General features: G+C 64.3%; 20 protein-coding genes and 1 riboswitch. Of the genes, 14 read left to right on the top strand and 6 right to left on the bottom strand.

Annotated elements, in window-relative coordinates:
- The first annotated feature begins 43 nt into the window (after window positions 1-43).
- From BJQ17_RS17850 to BJQ17_RS17825, 6 genes are all read left to right on the top strand, one after another.
- Window positions 44-2,170, top strand: a complete 2,127-nt coding sequence (locus tag BJQ17_RS17850) for a TonB-dependent siderophore receptor (protein WP_070096395.1) — start codon at window positions 44-46, stop codon at window positions 2,168-2,170.
- A 117-nt stretch (window positions 2,171-2,287) separates the two neighbouring features.
- Entirely contained in the window at window positions 2,288-3,454 is a 1,167-nt protein-coding gene (locus tag BJQ17_RS17845; protein WP_060537704.1) for a DUF1624 domain-containing protein, read from the top strand.
- Window positions 3,455-3,482: 28 nt separating this feature from the next.
- A riboswitch (cobalamin riboswitch) is annotated at window positions 3,483-3,681 on the top strand.
- Between the two features lie 110 nt (window positions 3,682-3,791).
- A complete protein-coding gene (locus tag BJQ17_RS17840; protein WP_060544831.1) occupies window positions 3,792-4,802 on the top strand; it encodes an ABC transporter substrate-binding protein in 1,011 nt (336 codons plus the stop codon).
- Window positions 4,802-5,818, top strand: coding sequence for an iron ABC transporter permease (locus BJQ17_RS17835; protein ID WP_003250493.1), 1,017 nt, complete (start codon window positions 4,802-4,804; stop codon window positions 5,816-5,818). The genes BJQ17_RS17840 and BJQ17_RS17835 overlap by 1 nt, the downstream gene beginning before the upstream one ends.
- The gene (locus tag BJQ17_RS17830; RefSeq protein WP_054888682.1) at window positions 5,815-6,603 is read left to right on the top strand and encodes an ABC transporter ATP-binding protein; all 789 of its coding nucleotides are present in this window, start codon (window positions 5,815-5,817) and stop codon (window positions 6,601-6,603) included. Before BJQ17_RS17835 ends, BJQ17_RS17830 begins: the two co-directional genes overlap by 4 nt.
- A 17-nt stretch (window positions 6,604-6,620) precedes the next feature.
- On the top strand, window positions 6,621-7,055 hold the full coding sequence (locus BJQ17_RS17825; RefSeq protein WP_054888681.1) for a pseudoazurin: 435 nt from the start codon (window positions 6,621-6,623) through the stop codon (window positions 7,053-7,055).
- Between the two features lie 156 nt (window positions 7,056-7,211).
- Here the strand turns inward: BJQ17_RS17825 and BJQ17_RS17820 are convergent, their stop codons facing one another.
- Window positions 7,212-7,709 (bottom strand): GNAT family N-acetyltransferase, encoded by a 498-nt coding sequence (locus BJQ17_RS17820; protein WP_003250486.1) that lies wholly within the window; start codon window positions 7,707-7,709, stop codon window positions 7,212-7,214.
- A gap of 133 nt (window positions 7,710-7,842) precedes the next feature.
- Between BJQ17_RS17820 and BJQ17_RS17815 the strand changes: the two genes are divergently transcribed.
- The 4 genes from BJQ17_RS17815 to BJQ17_RS17800 all read left to right on the top strand — a co-directional run bounded on the left by BJQ17_RS17815 (window position 7,843) and on the right by BJQ17_RS17800 (window position 12,406).
- Complete coding sequence (locus tag BJQ17_RS17815) at window positions 7,843-8,322, top strand: hypothetical protein (RefSeq protein ID WP_003250484.1); 480 nt, start codon at window positions 7,843-7,845, stop codon at window positions 8,320-8,322.
- 59 nt (window positions 8,323-8,381) lie between these two features.
- Window positions 8,382-9,953 carry a sensor domain-containing diguanylate cyclase gene (locus BJQ17_RS17810; protein ID WP_014861791.1) on the top strand — a complete coding sequence of 524 codons (1,572 nt, stop codon included), beginning with the start codon at window positions 8,382-8,384 and terminating at the stop codon, window positions 9,951-9,953.
- A gap of 158 nt (window positions 9,954-10,111) precedes the next feature.
- On the top strand, window positions 10,112-10,888 hold the full coding sequence (locus tag BJQ17_RS17805) for a ParA family protein (RefSeq protein ID WP_003250480.1): 777 nt from the start codon (window positions 10,112-10,114) through the stop codon (window positions 10,886-10,888).
- A 180-nt stretch (window positions 10,889-11,068) separates the two neighbouring features.
- The gene (locus BJQ17_RS17800; protein ID WP_003250478.1) at window positions 11,069-12,406 is read left to right on the top strand and encodes an MFS transporter; all 1,338 of its coding nucleotides are present in this window, start codon (window positions 11,069-11,071) and stop codon (window positions 12,404-12,406) included.
- 32 nt (window positions 12,407-12,438) lie between these two features.
- Here BJQ17_RS17800 and BJQ17_RS17795 read toward each other — a convergent pair whose 3' ends face one another.
- The 3 genes from BJQ17_RS17795 to BJQ17_RS17785 are packed head-to-tail and all read right to left on the bottom strand — an operon-like array spanning window position 12,439 to window position 18,062.
- Window positions 12,439-15,585 carry an efflux RND transporter permease subunit gene (locus BJQ17_RS17795; RefSeq protein ID WP_003250476.1) on the bottom strand — a complete coding sequence of 1,049 codons (3,147 nt, stop codon included), beginning with the start codon at window positions 15,583-15,585 and terminating at the stop codon, window positions 12,439-12,441.
- A 16-nt stretch (window positions 15,586-15,601) separates the two neighbouring features.
- The gene (locus BJQ17_RS17790; protein WP_054888677.1) at window positions 15,602-16,816 is read right to left on the bottom strand and encodes an efflux RND transporter periplasmic adaptor subunit; all 1,215 of its coding nucleotides are present in this window, start codon (window positions 16,814-16,816) and stop codon (window positions 15,602-15,604) included.
- Window positions 16,809-18,062 carry a TolC family protein gene (locus BJQ17_RS17785; RefSeq protein ID WP_004573747.1) on the bottom strand — a complete coding sequence of 418 codons (1,254 nt, stop codon included), beginning with the start codon at window positions 18,060-18,062 and terminating at the stop codon, window positions 16,809-16,811. The genes BJQ17_RS17790 and BJQ17_RS17785 overlap by 8 nt, the downstream gene beginning before the upstream one ends.
- 262 nt (window positions 18,063-18,324) lie before the next feature.
- Here BJQ17_RS17785 and aroQ point away from each other — a divergent pair, with 262 nt between their 5' ends.
- A complete protein-coding gene (gene aroQ / locus BJQ17_RS17780; protein ID WP_003250469.1) occupies window positions 18,325-18,774 on the top strand; it encodes a type II 3-dehydroquinate dehydratase in 450 nt (149 codons plus the stop codon).
- Window positions 18,771-19,619 carry a shikimate dehydrogenase gene (locus tag BJQ17_RS17775; RefSeq protein WP_003250467.1) on the top strand — a complete coding sequence of 283 codons (849 nt, stop codon included), beginning with the start codon at window positions 18,771-18,773 and terminating at the stop codon, window positions 19,617-19,619. Before aroQ ends, BJQ17_RS17775 begins: the two co-directional genes overlap by 4 nt.
- Window positions 19,620-19,676: 57 nt before the next feature.
- Here the strand turns inward: BJQ17_RS17775 and BJQ17_RS17770 are convergent, their stop codons facing one another.
- Both BJQ17_RS17770 and BJQ17_RS17765 read right to left on the bottom strand, forming a co-directional pair.
- Window positions 19,677-20,192: a thioredoxin family protein gene (locus BJQ17_RS17770; protein ID WP_003250466.1), complete on the bottom strand. Its 516-nt coding sequence runs from the start codon at window positions 20,190-20,192 to the stop codon at window positions 19,677-19,679.
- A 10-nt stretch (window positions 20,193-20,202) separates the two neighbouring features.
- Complete coding sequence (locus BJQ17_RS17765) at window positions 20,203-20,478, bottom strand: DUF2790 domain-containing protein (RefSeq protein WP_003250465.1); 276 nt, start codon at window positions 20,476-20,478, stop codon at window positions 20,203-20,205.
- A gap of 221 nt (window positions 20,479-20,699) precedes the next feature.
- On the opposite strand from BJQ17_RS17765, the gene BJQ17_RS17760 reads away from it, so the two are divergent.
- Both BJQ17_RS17760 and BJQ17_RS17755 read left to right on the top strand, forming a co-directional pair.
- Window positions 20,700-21,440, top strand: coding sequence for a response regulator (locus BJQ17_RS17760; RefSeq protein ID WP_003250463.1), 741 nt, complete (start codon window positions 20,700-20,702; stop codon window positions 21,438-21,440).
- Complete coding sequence (locus BJQ17_RS17755) at window positions 21,437-22,723, top strand: HAMP domain-containing sensor histidine kinase (RefSeq protein ID WP_004573750.1); 1,287 nt, start codon at window positions 21,437-21,439, stop codon at window positions 22,721-22,723. Before BJQ17_RS17760 ends, BJQ17_RS17755 begins: the two co-directional genes overlap by 4 nt.
- Window positions 22,724-22,858 lie beyond the last annotated feature (135 nt).

The following is a 22,858-nucleotide window of genomic DNA, read 5'->3' as shown; positions in this document are numbered from 1 at the left end:
GTTTTCCACCGGGATCCATTCATTCCTGCAGCAGTGGAACGACATGTCCCGTATGTTCAAACTTCACCCCCTGGCGGCCTGCCTGGCCGTTGCCCTGCCGACGCTGGCTGATGACCGCGACCCGCAGCCTCTGGCCCTGCCTTCCACGGCCATCACCGACACCCAGGACAACCGCACCATCGACCTGGCCACGCCGACCCAGGCCGGCTCGCGCCTTGGCCTCAGCGCCCTGGAAACACCGGCCAGCACCAGCAGTATCAGCGAACGGCAGATTCAGCAGCGCAACAACATCACGGTGCAGGATGCAGTGACCCGCTCGCCGGGCATTACTTTCGTCGGCTCCCCGGGAGACGGCGGTACAGGCCTGTCTGCCCGCGGCTTTGCCGGCCACAGCTCAGTGATGACCCTGTTCGACGGCGCGCGCCTGTACACCGGTGCCGGCACACAGACCTTCCCGGTCGACCCGTGGATGGTCGAACGCATCGAGGTGATTCGCGGCCCGGCCTCGGTACTGCATGGCGAAGGCGCCACCGGCGCAGTGATCAACGTGATCCCGAAAAAACCTTTTGCCGGCGAGGTGCGCAACCACCTGCGACTGGGTTACGGCTCGTGGGACCGCCAGCAGCTCGGCCTGGACAGCGGCGGCAGCCTCAGCGAGCGCCTGAGCTACCGCCTGACGCTGAACCAACAGGCCGGCAATGGCTGGGTCGACCGCACCGCTTCACGTAGCCTGGCCCTGAGCGCCGCGCTGCGTTTTGACGCCAGTGATGACCTCAGCTTCACGCTGGCCCATGACCGCGGCGATGCACAACCTGCCAACTACTACGGTACCCCGCTGATCGACGGCCACTACCGCAGCAGCCTGCGCAAAAAGAACTACAACGTGCAGAACGATGTGCAGCAGTACGTTGATGAATGGACCCGGCTCACGACCGACTGGGCGCTGAACGACCAGCTCGGCGCCAGCAACCAGCTGTACTACATCAAAAGCCGCCGCCACTGGCGCAACGCCGAGGACTACAGCTGGAACGCCGGGCGTCAGCAGTTGCTGCGCGGCAGCTACCTGGAAATCAAGCACAACCAGGAACAGTTCGGCGACCGTCAAACCTTCACCTTCGACCACACCCTGTTCGGCCTGGACAGCAAGACCGTGCTCGGTGCCGAATACAACAAGGTGCGCTTCAACGTCGACAGCAATTCACCCTACAACGATGTCGGCGGCGACTACCTCGACCCATGGCAGCCGCAGCCCGGCGGGTTCCATAGCGCCTCGCCGTTGCGGCCGCAAACGCTCTCGACCACCCATACCTTTGCCCTGTTTGCCGAGAACCGCCTGCAATTGAGCGATCGCCTGTCTTTGGTTACCGGCGTGCGTCGCGACCAGAACCACATCGACCGCAACAACTTGATCAACGACAGCCGTAGCGATCGCAGCCTGCAAGGGGGCAACTGGCGCGTCGGGCTGGTGTACGCAATCAGCGACGACCTGTCGTTGTACGGCCAGTACTCAACCAGCGAGGATGGGGTCAACAACCTCATCAGCCTCAGCCCCGCGCAGATGAACTATGACCTGACCGAGGCGAAGCAGACCGAGGTCGGCCTCAAGCAGCGCTTTTGGGAGGGGCGCGGCGAATGGACGCTTGCCGCCTACCACATCGTCAAGAAAAAGCTGCTGGTGGACGACCCCATCACGCACGAGAAGCAACAAGCCGGGCAGCAGACCTCCGATGGCCTGGAAGCGACGCTGGAGCTGGCCCTGGCCCATCAGTGGCAGGTGTCGGCCAACGCATCGCTGGTACGCGCCAAGTACGACGACTTCGACGAAATGGTCGGCGGCCTGCCGCAGAATCGGGCAGGCAACCGGCCGGCCAACGTGCCACGGCGTACCGCCAACCTTTGGTTGAGCAAAGGCTTCGGCCAGCAGGTGGAGGCTGGCATTGGGGCGCGCTATGTGGATGAGCGTTATGCCGATACCGCCAATACCCAGAGCGCCCCCGGGTACACCGTGGTCGATGCCAACATCGCCTGGCAGGTGATGCCGGATGTGAAGGTGGGGTTGCAGTTGAACAACCTGTTCGATCGCGAGTATGTGCAGTCGGCGTTCAGCGGGCAGCAGTGGTTGATGGGGATACCGCGGTCGTACTTCGCGACGGTGGATTACAGCTTCTGATCTGGGTGGTTTGTGCCGCGAAGAGCCCGGCACAGGCCACACAAAAACCTCTATTCCCTTTTAGCGTATTGTTATACGATAACGTTTCACATGAAATTCATTCCTATTAGACAACCCATGACAAGTGCCAGCGCCACGCCCACGCTGATCACCCAGCGCCTGCAGAGCATCGATGCCCTGCGCGGCCTGGTGATCCTGTTCATGCTCCTGGACCATGTCCGCGAGACTTTCCTCCTGCACCGCCAGGTCAGCGACCCCATGGCCATCGACACCACGGAACCGGCGCTTTTCTTCAGCCGCACCCTCGCCCACCTGTGTGCGCCTGTGTTCGTCCTGCTGACCGGCCTGTCGGCCTGGCTGTATGGCGAGAAGCATCAGGGCCGTGGCGACGTCTCGGCGTTCCTGTTCAAACGCGGGCTGTTCCTGGTGGTGCTGGAGTTCACCCTGGTCAACTTCGCCTGGACCTTCCAGTTGCCCCCGAGCGTGATCTACCTGCAAGTGATCTGGGCCATCGGCGTCAGCATGATCGCCCTGTCGCTGCTGGTGTGGCTGCCACGCGCCGCACTGCTCGCCCTGGGCGCCAGCATCGTCGCCGGCCACAACCTGCTCGACGGCCTGCACTTTGGCGTGGATTCAGCCCTGCATGTGCCGTGGGCAATCCTGCATGATCGCGGCTGGCTGGCGTTTTCCGAAAACCTGCACCTGCGCACGTCTTACCCGGTGCTGCCGTGGATCGGCGTCATCGCCTTGGGTTACGGCCTGGGGCCCTGGTTCGCCCGCGGCAGCGATGCCGGGCAACGCCAGCAACACCTGCTGGCGGCTGGTTTGCTCGCGCTGCTTGGCTTTGTCCTGCTGCGCATGTTCAACGGTTACGGTGAGGCGCCGTGGAGCGGTTACCCAACCTTCACGCAAACCCTGATGAGCTTCTTCAACATCACCAAATACCCACCGTCGCTGCTGTTCCTGACCCTGACCCTGGGCTGCGGCCTGTTGTTGTTACGCGCGTTCGAACGGGCCGGCCTGGCGCGCTGGATCACTGCCCTGGCGGTGTTCGGTGCGGCACCGATGTTCTTCTACCTGCTGCACCTGTATGTGCTGAAGCTGCTGTACCTGGCCTGCGTGGCGCTATTCGGGCTCAACCATGGCGACTACTTCGGTTTCAACGGTGTTGCAGCGATATGGCTGGGCGCAGTACTGCTGGCGGTTTCGCTGTACCTGCCGGTGCGCGGGTTCGCCCGACTGAAGCAGCGCCGCCGTGACATCCGTTGGCTGAAGTACTTCTGAAAAGCGTTTTCACCTGGCGACGCGATGGTCTACCATGCGGGCCGCCGGTTTCCACCACGGAACTAACAGGGAATCCCAGGCCTGCCAATACGGGCCAAACGGAACTGCCCCCGCAACTGTAGGTGCCGAGCCTGCTCCATCAATGCCACTGGGCCTGCCGCCCGGGAAGGCCGGAGCCGGGCCGTGACGCACCAGTCAGGAGACCTGCCGGCCTACATTCACCAACCGGCGGGGTGTCCGGGATTGGCCATCCGTGTTGCCCCGGCCACCCGCTGGGCCTCGGCGATGCCTGTCCGTGCGTTCCTCACCAGAACTGTCCGATAGGAGATCGCCCAGCATGCTGCCCCGTTTCGCCACCCTGCTCGCTGGCCTAGGCTTCACTGGCCTGGCCCAGGCCGCTGCCACCCACTATCCGCTGACGGTCGACAACTGCGGCAAGCCGCAGGTTTTTGCCCAGGCGCCGCAGCGCGCCGTCACCATCGGCCAGGCCGGTACCGAGCTGCTCTATGCCCTGGGGCTGGGTGACAAGCTGGCGGGCACCTCGCTGTGGTTCAACAATGTATTGCCGGAATACCAGGCGGTGAACGCCAAGGTGCCGCGCCTGGCCGACAACGACCCCAGCTTCGAGGCGGTGGTCGGCAAGCGCCCGCAACTGGTCGCGGCGCAGTTCGAATGGATGGTCGGTACCCAGGGCGTGGTCGCCACCCGCGAGCAGTTCGATGAGCTGAAGATCCCCACCTACGTGCTGCCATCGGACTGCGAGGGCAAGGACAACCTGGTCGGTGCAGACGGCACCCGCCTGCAAGCGTTCCAAGTAAACAGCATCTACAAGAGCGTCAGCCAACTGGCCGAGATCTTCGACGTTCAGGAGCGCGGCGCGGCCCTGAACGCCGAGTTGCAAGGGCGCCTCGACAGCGCCAGGGCACAACTGGCCGGCAAGGACCTGTCGGCAACTTCGGCGCTGTTCTGGTTCTCCAGCGCCGACCTTGACATCGACCCCTATGTGGCCGGCCGCCAAGGTGTCGCCGATTTCATGCTGCGCACCCTCGGTGTGCGCAACGTGGTCGAGTCCAGCGAAGAATGGCCAAGCGTAGGCTGGGAAACCCTGGCCAAGGCCAATCCGACCTGGCTGATCATCGCGCGTATGGACCGCCGCCGTTTCCCCGCCGACGACTACCAGAAAAAACTCGAATTCCTGCGCAGTGACCCGGTAACCCGCAACATGGACGCGGTGAAGCACGACCGCATCATTATCCTCGACGCTGACGCCATGCAGGCCGGCATTCGCCTGTTCCGCGGCGTGCAGACGCTGTCCACGGCCTTCGCCAGCGGTAAAGCAGCCCCGTGATGAACCGCCTGTTACCCTGCATCGCGGTTGCCCTGGCCGCTCTGTTGGCCGCCCTGCTGGCCGGTACCGCCATTGGCGAAACCAACCTGTCGCCCAGCGTGGTTGGCCAGGTGCTGGCCAACCACCTGTGGCAAGCCGATTACCCGGTGGACCCGATCGACGCCGGCATCATCTGGAACTACCGCCTGACCCGCACCCTGGTCGCCGCCGCTTGCGGCGCCGGGCTGGCCACCTGCGGTGTCATCCTGCAGGCGATGTTGCGCAACCCACTGGCCGAGCCCTACCTGCTGGGGCTGTCTGCCGGCGCCTCGACCGGCGCGGTACTGGTCGGCCTGCTGGGGCTGGGTAGCCTGGCATTAAGCATGTCTGCTGGGGCCTTCATCGGCGCCGGGGCCGCATTCGCCCTGGTGCTGGTGCTGGCCCGCGCGGCCGGCCCCAGCAGCAACAATGCACAGGTCATCCTTGCCGGTATCGCCGGCTCGCAGCTGTTCAATGCACTGACCGCCTTCCTGATCACCAAGTCAGCCACCGCCGAGCAGGCGCGCGGCATCCTGTTCTGGCTGCTGGGCAACCTGAGCGGCGTGCGCTGGCCTTCGGTGTGGCTGGCCGTACCGGTGGCGATTTTCGGCTTGCTGGTGTGCCTGTGGCATCGCCGTGCGCTGGATGCCTTTACCTTCGGTGCCGATTCGGCCGCCTCGCTGGGCATCCCGGTGCGGCGCACCCAGTTGCTGCTGATCAGTTGTGCAGCGCTGGTGACGGCTGTGATGGTGTCCATTGTCGGCGCCATCGGTTTTGTCGGGCTGGTTATACCCCATGCCCTGCGCCTTCTGCTCGGCCCCGGGCACAGCCGTCTGTTGCCCGCCAGCGCACTGGGTGGTGCGCTGTTTCTGATTGTGGCGGACATTCTTTCGCGCACGCTGATCACCGGCCAGGTGATCCCGGTGGGCGTGGTTACGGCGCTGATCGGTGCCCCGGTATTCGCGCTGATTCTGGTCAGCCGACGGGGGCGCCCATGACAGCCATGACCGCTGTTCGCATCCCCCCGCTGGCCTGCCATGGGCTGGGGTTGCAACTGGCCGGCACTACCGTGCTCAGCGCTATCGATCTCAGCGTTGTCGCCGGTGAAACCCTGGGCATCGTCGGCCCCAACGGCTCGGGTAAGTCCTCGCTGTTGAAGTTGCTGGCAGGGCTGCGCAAACCCGCCTGCGGCAGCGTGCAGCTCCTGGGTGAGCCACTGGCACAGATGCCCCGCCGCCGTGTTGCCCAAGCGCTGGCACTGGTCGAGCAACAGGCCGACACACTCGATGCGATCAGCGTGTTCGACGCGGTTGCCTTGGGCCGCACGCCGTGGCTCTCGGCCCTGGCACCGTTCTCCCGGCAGGACTGCGCCATCGTCGAGCAAGCCCTGGCCGACCTCGACGCCCTGCACCTGCGCACGCGCCTGTGGGGGTCGCTGTCCGGTGGCGAGCGCCAGCGTGTGCACATCGCCCGTGCGCTGGCCCAACGGCCGCAGGTGCTGCTGCTGGACGAACCGACCAACCACCTGGACATTCAGCATCAGCTAAGCCTGCTGCAACAAGTGCAGGCGCTGCCGGTCACCACCCTGGTAGCGCTGCATGACCTCAACCAGGCGCTGACCTGCGACCGTGTCGCGGTTCTCGACAAGGGCCGTCTGGTCGCCCTCGGCAACCCCTTCGAAGTGCTTACCCCCGAGCGCCTGTTGAGCACCTTCGGCGTCCACGCCCACTACCTCACCGACCCTTTCGACGGCGCGCGCATCCTGCGCTTTCGCGCCCCCTGAACCTGGTAGCCTTGCCCATGCTGTTGCGCCCTGTCGCCCTGCTGCTCACCAGCACCCTGCTTGCCCCGACCGCACTGGCCGAAGTGCATGAAGTGAAAATGCTCAACCGTGGCAGCGACGGCGCCATGGTCTACGAGCCTGACCACTTGCGCATTGCCCCCGGCGACAGCGTGCGCTTCCTGCCGAGCCACAGCGGGCATAATGCCGCCAGCGTGGCGGGCCTGCTACCCACCGGTGCCGAGCCGTTCAAGAGCAAGCTGAACCAGCCGTTCGAGCACACCTTCCGCGTGCCGGGCGTATACGGTATCCAGTGCATTCCGCACGTGGCCATGGGCATGGTCATGGTGATCCAGGTCGGTGATGCGCCTACCGCCGAATTGCCGGCCAGCTTGCCGGCGCGGGCCAAAGCCCGCTTTGCCGCACAGTTGCAAAAACTCGGGGCCGGGCAGTGAGGCGGCTATTCGGGCCGCTCACACCCTGGCCGGCTCCGCCCCGTTGCACAGCAATGGCTTTACCGAGGATGGCACCTGGAACCTCATCAACCGCCGTGCGTTCGACCCAGTGACCCAGGGCGCGATCTTCATCGCCAATAGGCACGTTCCCACAGGTCAGCGTAATCGCAACTGCATGTGCGTGGTCTGCCACACCGGGTCCTGCTCCACATCCACCACCGTGAAGCCTTGCCGCTCCCAGAACGCAATGGCACCCGGCAGAAACGGATGAGTATGCAAGTAAAGGCAGTCCAAGCCCGCTTGCATCGCCCGTTCGCGCAAGGCACCAAACAAGGCAGCCGCCAGGCCATGCCTGCGGTAGGCCGGCAACACGAACAGCCGCACCACCTCGACTACCCGCTCTGCGCGGTAATCAAGCTGGGCAAAGCGATGGTCATAGGGCAAGTAACCGATCACCGCGACCAGCCGCCCACCCTCACGGGCTTCCAGAAAGCAGCCCGCACCGTCCAGGTAAGTGTCGGCGAAATGCGCCAGGTCACGCGGCAAGGGTGCGTTGGCGAGCATCGGGAAAAGCGCGCGCCGGGCGCTGTCGACAAACGCCAGCACTTCGGCAATGGCGTCACGCGCCACAGGTTGCAGGGTCCAGTTCGGCATCGGGCTATTGCCAGTGTGGTTGGGAGCGCACGGTTCTACCGCAGCGTGCCGCACAAGGCAAATCACAGGGCTCGTCGTGGCAAGGCGGACATCGGTATAATCGGCAGTCTTCACTGCCCGACCAGGCCACACCATGCCTCGCCTCCCGAAGTTGCTGTTACCCCTGTTGCTGGCTGCTGCATTCACCGCCTGCGACCAGAAACCCTCCCGTGAAGATCAGATCCTCAGCCAGCTGCCGCTGCAGGACGCCTACACGCACAACATCGAGCGCATGTCCGCGCTGCTGGGCCGCACTCACCCGCAGCTGTCGCAAGCGACCATTCAGGACGTACTGCGCAAGCACCTCACCGTCGAGGACCAGCGCCGGGACCTGTTCCGCCTGTACAGCGAAAAAAACTTCAGCGACGCCGAATTCGCCACCATCGTCGCCGCCACCCAGGACCCCGCCAAAGCTCGCGCCCTGGAAGACACCGAAGCCGGCAAACGCTTGAGCGAAAAACTCACCGCCCTGATGCGCGAAACCGCCCGCGATGTGAACGTGCAAGCCTTGGTGGAGCAGCGTATGCAAGAGGTGGAAGATGAGCTTGATGCGCTGGACAAAGCAGGCTCTTGACCGCTGCCCGGCAAGGTAACTTCTGTTCAGCCGCCCTTTACGATCACCCGAGGTCAGGATTGACACACACCAAGCATGGATTGCGCCTGGATCTACGTACACTCATTCTGGTGCTCTGCGCCCTTACCGCAGTGGTCATGCTGTGCGCCAGCTATTTCGCCAGCTACCGGGTGCAGCGCCAGCTATTGATCGACAATGCCCTGGAAGCCAACCGGGTGTATGCGACCAAGCTGGCCAGCATCACCGAAACCTTCATTGGCAACGCCTTGCAGCAACTGATGTTCAGCGCCGGCGTGCAAAGCCGGCAGTTGAGCGACACCACAGCGCTGCAGTTGGAAACCGACCGCGTACTGGGCCAGAGCATGGCCTTCAACTCCACCTTCGTGATCGATGCCAACGGTGTACTGCTGGCAGTATCCCCCGCCCCGCTACGCCACCTGCTCGGCACCCACGTGCAGTCGCCCGGTGCTCTGGAAGCCCTGCGCGAACGCCGTCCACTGGTTTCCACGCCCTACCTGTCGGCGGCCGACAACCTGGTGGTAGCCTTATCGCAACCCATTTTCGACAGCAACGGCAACTACCTGGGGTATGTGGGTGGCAGCCTGTACCTGCGTGAACGCAACATCCTCAACAGCCTGCTGGGCGAGCATTTCTACAAGGACGGTTCGTACCTGTATGTGGTCGACCGCAACCGACGCCTGCTGTACCACCCCCATAGCGAGCGGGTAGGCACGGTGGTGGAGGGCAATGCGCTGGTCGACCAGTTGGCGACACTGGACAGCGGTACCCGGCAACTGACCAATAGCCTGGGCGTGGAAATGCTCGCCGGCTTCGCCACCGTCCCCAGCGCCGGCTGGGGCGTGGTAGCGCAGCAGCCCTTGGTGCAGACGGTGGCGCCGTTGCACCATCTGGTGCTGAACGTGATCGCCAGTTCGGCGCCCTTGGCGCTGGTTGGCAGCCTGCTGCTGTGGTGGCTGGCCCGTACCATCGCCCGACCGCTCTGGAAGCTTGCCGCCGGTGCCCGCACGATGGACCGCGCCGCTACCGCCGAGCACTTGCATCAGGTGCGGGCCTGGTACTTCGAGGCGGCAGAGCTCAAGCGCGCGTTGCTGTTCAGCCTGAACTTGCTGCAAGAGCGTATCGGCCGGCTCAATCGGGACGCCCAGACCGATCCGCTGACCGGCCTGGGCAACCGCCGCAGCCTGGAAATCAGCCTGTCGTTACTGGAGGCTGAAAACCGGGAGTTTGCAGCCATTGCGCTGGATATCGACCACTTCAAGCGGATAAATGACAGCCATGGACACGAAGTGGGCGACCAGGTGCTGCGCCAGCTGGCGGAGCTCATGCGCCGTTGTTGCCGCGAGGGCGACCTGCTGTGTCGCACCGGTGGCGAGGAGTTCCTGATATTGCTGCCTGGGGCCACCCTGAACGTGGCGGCCGCGGTGGCCGAACGGTTGCGTGTGACCGTACAGGATATGCCGGTGGAACCGGTGGGCGCCGTGACGATTTCGCTGGGGGTGACGCACTGGGATGGCGAGACTCACGGCGAGCCCATGAACGCATTGGGCGAGGCTGACCGGGCGCTTTACCGGGCCAAGCAGGAGGGGCGCAACCGGGTCGCTTTTGCCTGAACGTCTTGAGTTGTCTGCAGGGGGCGGGCTTGCCCGTGAAATGCCGTTACAGGCAACGATGAATCGGTGGCTTGTAACAATTCCTGTCATAAAACTGCAGTGTTTCAGTCATAGGATTGACCCCGACCTGACATTTTCACTTCATGGATGAGCGTCTCATGCGTCGTGTGGTTTTCAATCAGAAAGGTGGCGTCGGCAAATCCAGCATTGCCTGCAACCTCGCCGCAGCCAGTGCCGCCGAGGGCTACCGGACCTTGCTGGTCGACCTCGACCCGCAGGCCAATGCCACCTTCTACCTCACCGGGCTGGTCAACGACACCATTCCTGCCGGCATCGCCGACTTCTTCCGCCAGACCTTGTCGCCGGTTACCGCCGCCGGCAAGAAGCACCGCGTGGCCATCACCGAAACCCGCTACCGCAACCTGCACCTGGTCACCGCCAGCCCTGACCTCAGCGACCTGCAAAGCAAGCTGGAGAGCAAGTTCAAGATCAACAAGCTGCGCAAGTTGCTGATAACGCTGAGCGAGGACTATGAGCGAATCTACATCGACACCCCACCCGCGCTGAACTTCTACACCTTCAGCGCGCTGGTGGCGGCCGAGCGTCTGTTGATTCCGTTCGACTGCGACAGTTTCTCGCGCCAGGCCCTGCACAGTGTCATGGCCGAGGTCGAAGAACTGCGCCAGGACCACAACCCCGCGCTGGTGGTGGAAGGTGTGGTGGTCAATCAGTTCGCCGGGCGCACGGCGCTGCACCAGGCCTTGGTCGATCAACTGCGCAACGAAGGCATGCCGGTATTGCCGGTGTACCTGAGCAGTTCGATCAAGATGCGCGAATCGCACCATGCCTCGGTGCCATTGGTGCATTTGGCGCCGCGGCATAAACTGGCTCTGGAATTCATCGATTTGCTGGATGTGCTTGAGCGTGCGGCCTGACAGGCCGTTGGGGGTACTCCAGCTGTAACCTGCTGGACCGGTCGAATCAGGTATACCGAGGTCGCCCTCGACAAAGCGCGTTGCAGCGCTCGGCTATCTACTGGCAAGCACAATAACGATGGCGCGGCCCGACTGCGCCACTTTCAACATGGCTGCCAAAGGAAACCGGAGAGCACCCGCATGTCCGCACATCATGAGGTATCCCCCGCCACCCTGCGCAGGGTGATTGCCGCTTCGGCCATCGGCAATTTCGTCGAATGGTTCGACTTCGCCGTGTACGGCTTTCTCGCCACGCTGATCGCCAGCCAGTTTTTCGCCAGCGAAGACGCCAGCGTAGCCTTGCTCAAAACCTTCGCGGTGTTCGCCGTGGCCTTCGCCCTGCGTCCCTTGGGCGGCATCGTCTTCGGCGCCTTGGGCGACCGCCTGGGACGCAAGCGCATCCTGTCGCTGACCATCTTGCTGATGGCCGGCTCCACCACGTTGATCGGCCTGCTGCCGACCTACGCCAGTATCGGCCTGGCAGCCCCGGCGCTGCTGACCCTGGCCCGCTGCCTGCAGGGTTTTTCTGCCGGTGGCGAATATGCCGGGGCCTGCGCCTACCTGATGGAGCACGCGCCTGACAACAAGCGCGCCTTTTATGGCAGCTTCGTGCCTGTGTCGACCTTTTCCGCCTTTGCCTGTGCGGCGGTGATCGCGTATGGCCTGGAAGCCAGCCTGTCGACCGAGGCGATGAATGCCTGGGGTTGGCGCATTCCGTTCCTGATTGCAGCACCGCTGGGCCTGGTCGGCCTGTACCTGCGCTGGCGCATGGAAGAAACCCCGGCGTTCCGCGAAGCCGTCGCCCAGGGCAAGGAGCACGAGCATTCACCGCTGAAGGAAACCCTGCGCCACCATGGCCGGGTCATTCGCAACCTGGGGGCGTTCATTTCGCTGACCGCATTGTCGTTCTACATGTTCACCACCTACTTCGCCACCTACCTGCAACTGGTCGGCAACCTGACCCGCGCGCAGTCACTGCTGGTAACCACCGTGGCCCTGCTGTTCGCTGCGGTCGGCTGCCCGCTGGCCGGGGCATTTTCGGACCGGGTGGGGCGACGCAAGACCATCGGCTTTACCTGCCTGTGGGTGATGCTGTGCGTGTTCCCGGCGTACTGGCTGGCCAGCTCTGGCTCGATGTCGGGTGCGCTGCTGGGGGTGATCCTGCTCGCGGTGGGGGCATTGTGCAGCGGCGTGGTTACCGCAGCCTTGCTCTCGGAAAGCTTCCCTACCCGTACCCGCTACACCGCTTCGGCAATTACCTACAACGTGGCCTACACGCTATTTGGCGGCACAGCGCCGCTGGTGGCAACCTGGCTCATCGGACAGACCGGCAGCAGCCTGGCACCGGCGTTCTACCTGGTGGTGATTGCGCTGGTGGCGTTGGTGGGCGGGTTGGCGTTGCCGGAAACGTCGCGGATTTCTTTGCATGACGACCTGGGTGTGGACGGTGTACGGGCTGGTGCCCGAAGGGCCGTTTGAGGTTGTTGGGGCTGCCTTGCAGCCCCACGTACTCAGCCTTCCTGCTGCTCATCCCGCCGATACGCCCACTGATACAACGCCGGCAACACCAGCAACGTCAGCGCGGTAGAAGACAAGATCCCACCAATCACCACCGTCGCCAGTGGCCGCTGCACCTCTGCCCCGGTCCCGGTGGCCAAGGCCATCGGTATGAACCCCAGCGAGGCCACCAGCGCCGTCATCAGTACTGGCCGCAAGCGGGTCAGCGCCCCCTCCTCGACCGCCGCCCGCAGCGTGCGCCCTTCCTCGCGCAGCCCGCGGATAAAGGCAATCATCACCAGCCCGTTCAACACTGCCACTCCCGACAATGCAATGAACCCGACGCCGGCAGAAATAGACAGCGGAATATCACGCACCCACAGCGCCAGCACCCCGCCGGTCAGGGCAAAGGGGATGCCGGTGAACACCAGCAGGCCATCCCTGAGGTTGTTGAACATCATCAGCAACAGCGCCATGACCAGCAGCAAGGCCACCGGCACCACCACCTGCAAGCGCTCGGCTGCCGACTGCAACTGTTCGAACTGCCCTCCCCAACGCGTCCAGTAACCCGGTGGTACCTGCACCTGGTCGATCAGGGCCTGCTCAGCCTCTTGCACAAACGAGCCCAGGTCGCGTCCACGCACGTTGGCACTGACCACCACCACGCGCTTGCCATCCTCGCGGCTCACCTGATTCGGGCCCAGTTGCAGGTTCAGCGTGGCGACCTGCGACAGCGGGATGAAACCGATTTGCCCGGCCCCCTCAGCGGCACTGGCCGGAACCGGAATCAGCAGGCTGGCCAGCCCGTCGACATCGGTACGCAAGGTCTCCGACAGGCGCACGACCATGTCGAAGCGGCGGTCGCCTTCATACAGCGTACCGGCGGTGCGGCCGCCCACGGCAATGGCGATGGCATCCTGCACATCGCCCACATTCAGGCCATGACGGGCGGCCTTGTCACGGTCGATGTCGATGGTCAGTACCGGCAGGCCCGTCGTCTGCTCCACCTTCACCTCGGACGCGCCCGACACCCCTTGCAGGCTGGCAGCGATCTGTGCGGCAGTGCGGTTGAGCACCTCCATGTCGTCACCGAACAGCTTCACCGCCACATCACTGCGCACCCCGGAAATCAGCTCGTTGAACCGCAGCTGAATCGGCTGCGACAGCTCGTAGTTGCTGCCCGGCACACTGGCAGCGGCGCGTTGCACCTGGGCGATCAGCTCATCCCGCGGTTTGCCCGGGTCAACCCATTGTTCGCGCGGGCGCAGCATCACGTAGGCATCGGAAATGTTCGGCGGCATCGGGTCGGAGGCAATCTCGGCAGTGCCGGTGCGGGCAAACACCCGCTCCACCTCCGGCACCTGAGCGATGATCGCCTGCTCCAGGCGCTGTTGCATGTCCACCGACTGCGACAGGCTGGTGCCCGGCACGCGCAGGGCCTGCAGGGCGAAGTCACCCTCGCTGAGGCTGGGGATGAACTCGCTGCCCATGCGGCTCGCCATCACGCCCGACAACAGCACCAGGGCGGCGGCGGCGGCACATGCCAGTTTGCGCCGGCCCAGCACCCAGGCCAGCACCGGGGCATAACGCTGCCGTGCCGTACGCATCACCAGGCCCTCCTCTTCCTTGACCTTGCCGGTGACGAACAGGGCAATGGCTGCCGGAACGAACGTGACCGAAAGGATCATCGCGCCCAACAGGGCCATGACCACGGTAAAGGCCATAGGGTGGAACATCTTGCCCTCGACCCCGGTCAGGGCAAAGATCGGCAGGTACACCACCATGATGATCAACTGCCCATAGATCAGCGGCCGGCGTGCTTCGCGGGCAGCGGCAAACACCTCATGGAACCGTTCGCTGCGGGTCAGCATGCGACCGTGGCGCTGCTGGGCATGGGCCAGGCGACGGATGGCGTTTTCCACGATCACCACCGCGCCGTCGACGATGATGCCGAAGTCCAGCGCGCCCAGGCTCATCAGGTTGGCACTGACCTTGTTGCTGAACATGCCGGTAAAGGTGAACAGCATCGAAAGCGGGATAACCATGGCCGTGATCAGCGCAGCGCGAATGTTGCCGAGGAACAGGAACAGCACGGCAATCACCAGGATCGCACCTTCGATCAGGTTCTTCTTCACCGTGGCGATGGCTTTCTCCACCAGGTTGGTGCGGTCGTACACCGTCACAGCGACTACGCCCTTGGGCAGGTTGCGATTGATCTCGACCAATTTTGCAGCGACCGCCTGCGACACCGTGCGGCTGTTCTCGCCAATCAGCATGAACACCGTGCCCAGCACCACTTCCCGACCGTTTTCGGTGGCTGCCCCCGAGCGCAGCTCTTCGCCAAGGCCAACCTGGGCGACATGGCTGACGCGGATCGGCGTGCCGTCGACGCTGGAGATAACGATGTTGGCAATGTCTTCGGCCGAGGCCACCTGGCCCGGCGCGCGAATCAGCAACTGCTCGCCATTGCGCTCGATATAGCCAGCGCCAATGTTGGCGTTATTGCGCTCCAGCGCTGCAATCAGGTCGTTGAGGGTGAGCTTGTAGGCCGCCAGGCGCTTGGGCTCTGGTGCAATCAGGTATTGCTTGGCATGGCCGCCGATGCTGTTGACCTCGGCCACACCCGGTACATTGCGCAGCTGCGGCTTGATGATCCAGTCCTGAATCACCCGCAGGTCAGTTGGGGTGTAAGGCGTACCGTCTTCCTTGAGCGCCCCCTCCTGGGCTTCCACCGTCCACAGGAAAATTTCCCCCAGCCCGGTGGAGATCGGCCCCATGCCCGCCTCGATGCCCTCAGGCAATTGCTCGCGGGCCACCTGCAGGCGCTCGTTGACCAGTTGGCGGGCGAAGAAGATATCGGTGCCATCATCGAAAATGACCGTGACTTGCGACAGGCCCGAGCGCGACAGCGAGCGGGTCTGCTTGAGCCCTGGCAGGCCAGCCATCGCGGTCTCGATGGCAAAGGTGATGCGCTGCTCGGTCTCCAGCGGCGAATAGCCGGGGGCGGCGGTGTTGATCTGCACCTGGACGTTAGTGATGTCCGGCACAGCATCGATCGGCAGTTTCTGGTAGCTGTGGATACCCACCGCGGCCATCAGGACCACGGCCAGCATCACCACCAGGCGCTGCTCGATGGCAAATTGAATCAGGCGTTCGAACATGCAGGTGTCCCCGTGATCAGTGGCTGTGCTCGGCCGAGCCCTTGCCCAGTTCCGACTTGAGGACAAAGCTGCCGGCGGCTGCAACCTGAGTACCGGCGGCCAGGCCGCTGGTGATTTCCACCTGGCCAGCATCGCGACGGCCAGTCTTCACCGGGCGCGCCTCGAAGCCTTCCTCCGTGCGGGCGAACACCACGGTCTGCGCCTCCCAGGTTTGCAGGGCGCTTTCCGGCACCGCCACGGCGGCATCGAAGCGGTCGACGCTGACAGCCACATTGACGAACAGCCCGGGGCGCCAGGCGCCATTGGGGTTGGCCAGTGTGGCACGCACAGTGGCGGCACGGTTCTGCTCGCCGAGCAGGCTGCCGACGTAGTTGACCTTGCCCAGAACCTGGGCGCCCAGGTCCGGCGCACTGACCGTGACTTCACGGCCGGTCACCACCTTGCCCAGGTCACGAGGGGCCACGGCGAAGGTGGCCCACACCCGGCTCAGGTCAGACAGGGTGAACGCGTTGCTGGTCTCGTCGACCACCTCGCCCACGGTCAGGTGCTTCTCCACGACGACCGCATCGAAGGGGGCGCGCAGTTCATAGCGGTTGCCGGCACCGGCCGGCCCCACCGCTGCGACCTTCTGCCGAGCATTGGCCAGGGCAATCTCGGCCTCCTGCAGCGCCTGACGTGCCTGCAGGTAATCCTGCTCGGCGCTGATTCGCTCCTGCCACAGCTGTTGTTCCCGTTGAAAGGTCAACCGCGCCAGTTCCAGGCGACGTTGAGCGGCCTGCTGCTCACTGCGCAGGTCGGAGATCTGCTGGCTGGCAATCACCGCCAGTACCTGGCCGCGCTTGACCGCCTGGCCCAGCTCGGCGTGCACCGCTTCGACCACACCCGGCACGCGGGGTACCACATGAGCGGTGCGGTCCTCGTCAAAGCGGATCTCACCCGGGAAGCTGATGGCGGTGCCCAGCTCACGGGGGCCTGCGGCAGCCAGTTGTATGCCAGCCGATTCGATCTGCGCGATAGACAGGTGCAGCTGGCCTTCTTCTTCGCCGTGCTCCTTCTCTGCATGGCCTTCGACGGCCTGCGCTGCAGCATGGCCGTGGCTGTCTTCACCATGGTCGTCATGGGGGGCTTGAGCCTTGGACGCCTGGCCGAGGTTGCCGGTCCAGGCCAGGCCCGTGAGGCCAAGCGCAGCAATGGCGGCAGCCAGAAGGGCTAGCTTGCGTGGGTTAGTCATTGTTGCTCCTGCTATTGGGTTTGTTGCTCACGCCATCGAGATCGCCGTAGATGCGCTCCACTTGTGCACGCGCGTCGGTCGCCGAGGCCAGCGCCTCGAGGTACAGCCCGCGAGCCTCGATCAGCGTGCGCTGGGCGTCGAGTACATCGAGGAAAGCGAACTTGCCCATTTCAAAACCGCGGGTGGCGGTGTCCACGGCCTGCTGCGCAGCAGGCAGGATGGTGCGGTCATAGGCTTCAACGTCCTGCATCGCCGTCTCCCACTGGCTGATGGCACTACGGGTTTCACTGCGCAGACGCAGCGCCACGGCATTGCGCAGGTCACGCGCCTGGTCGGCGCGGCGCGCAGCTGCCAGAACATTGCCTTGGTTGCGGTCGAACAGCGGCAACGGCATGGACAGGCCAACCACGTTCACTCGCTCCCGGTCTTCGCGGCTGTACTGGCTGCCAAGGCTGACGGTGAGGTTGGGGATACGCTGGGCTTTTTCCGCCCCCAGGGAGGCGTCGCCGCGCTCGACCTGGGCAGCGGCCAGGCGCCATTCGGCAGTCTTTTCGACCTGGTCAAGCAAGGTGTCGGCACCCGGCGCAATGCCTGGCGAAAGGTTGGCTGCCTGCAACCGGTCGAAGCTTGCCAGCGGGCTGCCCGTCATCCGGGCCAAGGCCTGGTAGGCCACGCTGCGCTGGGTTTTCGCGCGGCGCACTTCGGCCTGGGCCTGGGCCAGTTGCACCTGGGCACGGGTGGCCTCCACCGGTGATGACTGGCCTGCCGTAACCCGCCCTTGCACCACCCGCAGACCTCGTTCAGTCAACGCCTGCGACTGCTGAGCCAACTCCAGCGCGGTCTGTGCACGCAAGGCAGCGTGGAAAGCCTGCACCACATCGGCCCGCAGGGCGTTGCGCTGGCGCTCCAGGTCAAGCTGGGCAATGGCCTGGCCGGCACCCGCCACGGCGAGACGTGCGCCGCGCTTCCCGCCCAGCTCCAGCGGCTGGCTGAGGGTGACGGTGGTGGTGCTGGTGTCGCGGCGGGTGTCCTCGACCTCCCAGGCCAGCTCCGGGTTGGGGAGCAGCCCGGCCTGGCGCCGTTCGCCATCGGCAATGCCAATTTCACGGCCGGCTGCTGCCAGCTCCGGGTTCTGGGCGAAAGCGGCGGTAAGCGCCTGGGGCAGGCTCAGCACCTGGCTGGCCTGGGCGCCGGTGGCACTGGCCAGCAGCAGACAGAGCAAGGCGATCTTGCGGGGGATGGGCACGAAACAGTCCTCTGGGCGAAGCATTGGCGAGGGACTGTAGAAAGGGCTGGTTATCGGGGCGGTGGCGGCAAGATTACAATTTTGTAATGACGCCCTGCGGTTCGTTGCAGGGGCAGCTTTGCACGGCTGGGTACAGGGCATTCAACGCCCAATAAGTTCGATAATCGCCCACTTTCCCGGTGCGACGATCTTGGCCAATTGACGAAACTAACCAGTCAGTACAAAACTACGTGCATTCAACAACAACAAAGCGATGCCCGTCATGAAGCCCCTTATTCTCGTGCTCAACGGCCCCAACCTGAACATGCTGGGCACCCGCGAGCCTGCCCAGTACGGCCACGAAACCCTCGCTGACCTGGCTCAGGGATGTGCCGACACTGCCCACGCCCACGGCCTGGAAATCGAATTCCGCCAGACCAACCACGAAGGTGAACTGATCGACTGGATCCACGCCGCCCGTGGCCGCTGCGCCGGCATCGTGATCAACCCCGGCGCCTGGACGCACACCTCGGTCGCCATCCGCGATGCCCTGGTGGCCAGCGAACTGCCGGTGATCGAGGTGCACCTGTCCAATGTGCACAAACGCGAGCCGTTCCGTCACTTGTCGTTCGTATCGTCCATCGCCGTCGGTGTCATCTGCGGCCTGGGCAGCCACGGCTACCGCATGGCGCTGAGCCACTTCGCCGAGCTGTTGCAGGAGCGTGCGGCATGAGCCAGCAAGCCATCCTCGCCGGCCTGATCGGCCGCGGCATCCAACTGTCACGTACGCCGGCCCTGCACGAACACGAAGGCGACGCCCAGGCCCTGCGCTATCTGTACCGGCTGATCGACGCCGACCAGCTGCAACTGGACGACAGCGCCCTGCCCGGCCTGCTCGAAGCCGCGCAACATACCGGTTTCACCGGGCTGAACATTACGTACCCGTTCAAGCAGGCGATCCTGCCGTTGCTCGACGAACTGTCCGACGAGGCCCGCGGTATCGGCGCGGTAAATACCGTGGTGCTCAAGGACGGCAAGCGCGTCGGCCACAACACCGATTGCCTGGGCTTTGCCGAAGGCTTGCGCCGCGGCCTGCCCGACGTTGCACGGCGCCAGGTGGTGCAGATGGGTGCCGGTGGCGCTGGCTCGGCCGTGGCCCATGCCCTGCTGGGTGAAGGGGTAGAGCGGCTGGTGCTGTTCGAAGTGGATGCGACCCGTGCGCAGGCGCTGGTGGACAACCTGAACGCCCATTTCGGCGCGGAGCGCGCCGTGCTTGGCACCGACCTGGCCACAGCACTGGCCGAAGCGGACGGGCTGGTCAACACCACGCCGGTGGGCATGGCCAAGCTACCGGGCACGCCACTGCCGGTGGCGTTGCTGCATCCCCGCCTGTGGGTGGCAGAGATCATCTACTTCCCGCTGGAGACCGAACTGCTGCGCGCGGCCCGGGCACTGGGCTGCCGCACACTGGATGGCAGCTACATGGCGGTGTTCCAGGCGGTGAAGGCATTCGAGCTGTTCAGCGGGCGGCAGGCGGATGCGGCGCGGATGCAGGCGCACTTTGCCAGTTTTACCTGAGTAGGTCGCCGTTGGCTGCTTCGCGGGTTCACCCGCGAAGCAGCCAACAAAGGCCAATCACCCTTTTTCATCCAGCAACGCCTGTATCACCTGTTCCTGCTCGCCATAATCCCCCTCGCCAACGTGCACATGGCGCACCTGCCCCTTGCGGTCGACAAAGTAATGCGCCGGCCAGAACTGGTTGCCCCAGGCATTCCACACCTTGTAGTCATTATCTACCGCCACCGGATACCCGATACCCAACCGGGCTACCTTGTCCCGCAAAGTCGCCACATCATGCTCGTAGTCGAACTCGGGCGTGTGTACCCCCACCACCACCAGCCCTTGATCGGCATAGCGCCGCGCCCAATCATTCACATGCGGCAGGCTGCGCCGACAGTTGATGCAGTCCCAGGTCCAGAAGTCCACCAGCACCACCTTGCCCTTGAGCCCCGGGGCATCCACGGGCGGCGAATTCAACCACTGGCTGGCGCCTGACAGCGACGGCATGGCGCCGTAGCTGTCGCGTGCCTTCAGGTGCCCAGCCAACCCAAGCCCCATCAGCGCCAGCGCAAAACCACCTGCCTTGAGCATCCGGCGCCGATCAATTGTCATGGCAACCGCCCGTGGCGTAGGTGCGGTACTGCACGCTTTGCCGCTGGCCATGGGAGTCAAGGTAGTCCATTCGGGTGTTCACCAGGCCGCAGGCGTTGCTCTGATCGTCCTGCACCGACAGCACTTTCTTCACATCCAGAGGCTCACCGTAGCGGTACTGCATGACCCCGCCATCCTGCATCGGGGCCGTGGCGGCCTGGGCAGCGATGGCGCCGAAGCTGAGCACGGCGAACAGGCTGGCGCTGGCGAAAGTCTTGACGTTCATGGCATCTCTCCTGGGTAACACTTGGGGGGTGGGGAGTGTTGCTCCCCGGTCGAGAGCCATTTCACGTCAGCCAGGTATCCCGCATGTGTCGCCCAACGTTGTGATGTGCGTCCTGCTGTATCCCTACCCGTGCCAGATACACTGCAATACAAACTCCCGCAGGCAAGGGCGAACGCGCTCGGTACACTGCGCCCAACCCCCTTTTGCACAGGAACCAGCGCATGGAACACGTCGATCACATCCTGATCGTCGACGACGACCGCGAGATCCGCGAACTGGTCGGCAATTACCTGAAGAAGAACGGCCTGCGCACCAGTATCGTTGCCGACGGCCGGCAGATGCGCGCCTTTCTCGAAGCCAACAGCGTCGACCTGATCGTGCTCGACATCATGATGCCTGGCGACGACGGCCTGCTGTTGTGCCGCGAGCTGCGCGCCGGCAAGCACCGCAATACGCCGGTGCTGATGCTGACCGCCCGCAATGACGAAACCGACCGCATCATCGGCCTGGAAATGGGCGCCGACGATTACCTGACCAAACCATTCTCGGCCCGCGAACTGCTCGCCCGCATCAACGCCGTGCTGCGCCGCACACGCATGCTGCCGCCCAACCTGACCATCAGTGAAAGCAGCCGCCTGCTGGGTTTCGGTCAGTGGCGTCTGGACACCACCGCGCGCCACCTGCTCGACAGCGAAGGCACCCTGGTGGCCCTGAGTGGCGCCGAGTACCGCCTGCTGCGGGTGTTCCTCGACCACCCGCAGCGGGTGCTCAGCCGCGAACAGCTGCTTAACCTGACCCAGGGCCGCGAAGCCGACATCTTCGACCGCTCCATCGACTTGCTGGTCAGCCGCCTGCGCCAGCGCCTGGGTGACGATGCCCGCGAGCCCAGCTGCATCAAGACCGTGCGCAGCGAGGGCTACGTGTTTTCGCTGCCGGTGCAATTGCTCGAGTCCCCCTCATGAAATGGCCGCGCACCCTGGCCTCGCGCCTGGCGATGATCTTCTTCACCGGCCTGGTGTTGGCTTATGGTCTGTCGTTCGGCCTGCAGGCCTACGAGCGCTACATCAGCAGCCGTTCGATGATGCTCAGCAACCTCGAACAGGACGTGGCGACTTCGGTTGCCATCCTCGATCGCCTGCCTGCAGCCGAGCGTGCCGCCTGGCTGCCGCGCCTGGAACGGCGCACCTACCGCTATCGCCTCGACCAGGGCCTGGCAGGCGAAGCGATGGCCAGCAGTGACCCACCGATGGCCGCCGCGTCGATCGTCAAGGCCATTGGCAGCGACTACCGCCTGACCTTCCTGGAAATCCCGGGGCCCAATGCGCACTTCCAGGCGCACCTGAACCTGGCCGACGGCGCGCCACTGACCATCGACGTGACGCCAGCAACAGTCCCGGTAGCCCGTTGGTTGCCCGTGGTGCTGCTGATTCAGCTGGCTGTGCTGTTGCTGTGTACCTGGCTGGCGGTACGCCTGGCCATCGGCCCGCTAACCCGTCTGGCCCAGGCAGTGGACAACCTCGACCCGGACCAGCCCGGCGTGCAACTGGATGAAAGCGGCCCACGCGAGGTGCGTTACGCTGCCGTGGCCTTCAACGCCCTGCAGGCGCGCATTGCTGCCCACCTCAAGGAACGCATGCAGTTGCTGGCAGCCATTTCCCACGACCTGCAAACACCGATCACTCGCATGAAGTTGCGGGTCGAAGTGATGGATGAGGGGGTCGAAAAGGACAAGTTCGGGAGCGACCTGGATGAAATGGAACACCTGGTGCGCGAAGGCGTGGCTTACGCCCGCAGCATGGACAGCAGCACCGAAGCGACCTGCCGGGTCAACCTTGATGCCTTTCTCGACAGCCTGGTATTCGACTACCAGGACAGCGGCGCCCAGGTTGAACGCCACGGCAGCAGCGGGACTCTGCTGGAAACCCGCCCGCATGCGCTGCGCCGGGTACTGGTGAACCTGGTCGACAACGCCCTGAAGTTTGCAGGTGCTGCCGAGCTGCAAGTGTCACGCGAGGGCAGTACCACCATCATCCGCGTGCTCGACAACGGGCCAGGGATACCCGGTGACGAGCTGGATGAAGTGCTCAAGCCGTTCTACCGGGTGGAAGGTTCACGCAATCGCAGCACGGGTGGCACCGGCTTGGGATTGGCCATTGCCCACCAGCTGATCCAGGCCATGGGGGGCCGGCTGACCCTGAGCAACCGCGAACAGGGCGGATTGTGCGCGCAGATCGAACTCTCCTGAACTGCGACCGCTGGCAGGAACGGCCTTGAATTTCGATCGGGCCGTTCCTGTAAAACGCGCGGTCGCCTCTACATACAGATACACAACTGCATCCCCCTGACACACCGCAGATACCCCGCCTCGAGACACTCCCGG

The sequence above is a fragment of the Pseudomonas sp. NBRC 111139 genome (assembly GCF_001753955.1).
GTDB lineage: Bacteria > Pseudomonadota > Gammaproteobacteria > Pseudomonadales > Pseudomonadaceae > Aquipseudomonas > Aquipseudomonas alloputida.
Note: the sequence above shows the minus strand (reverse complement) of the source record. Positions and strands in the feature narration are given on the sequence as shown.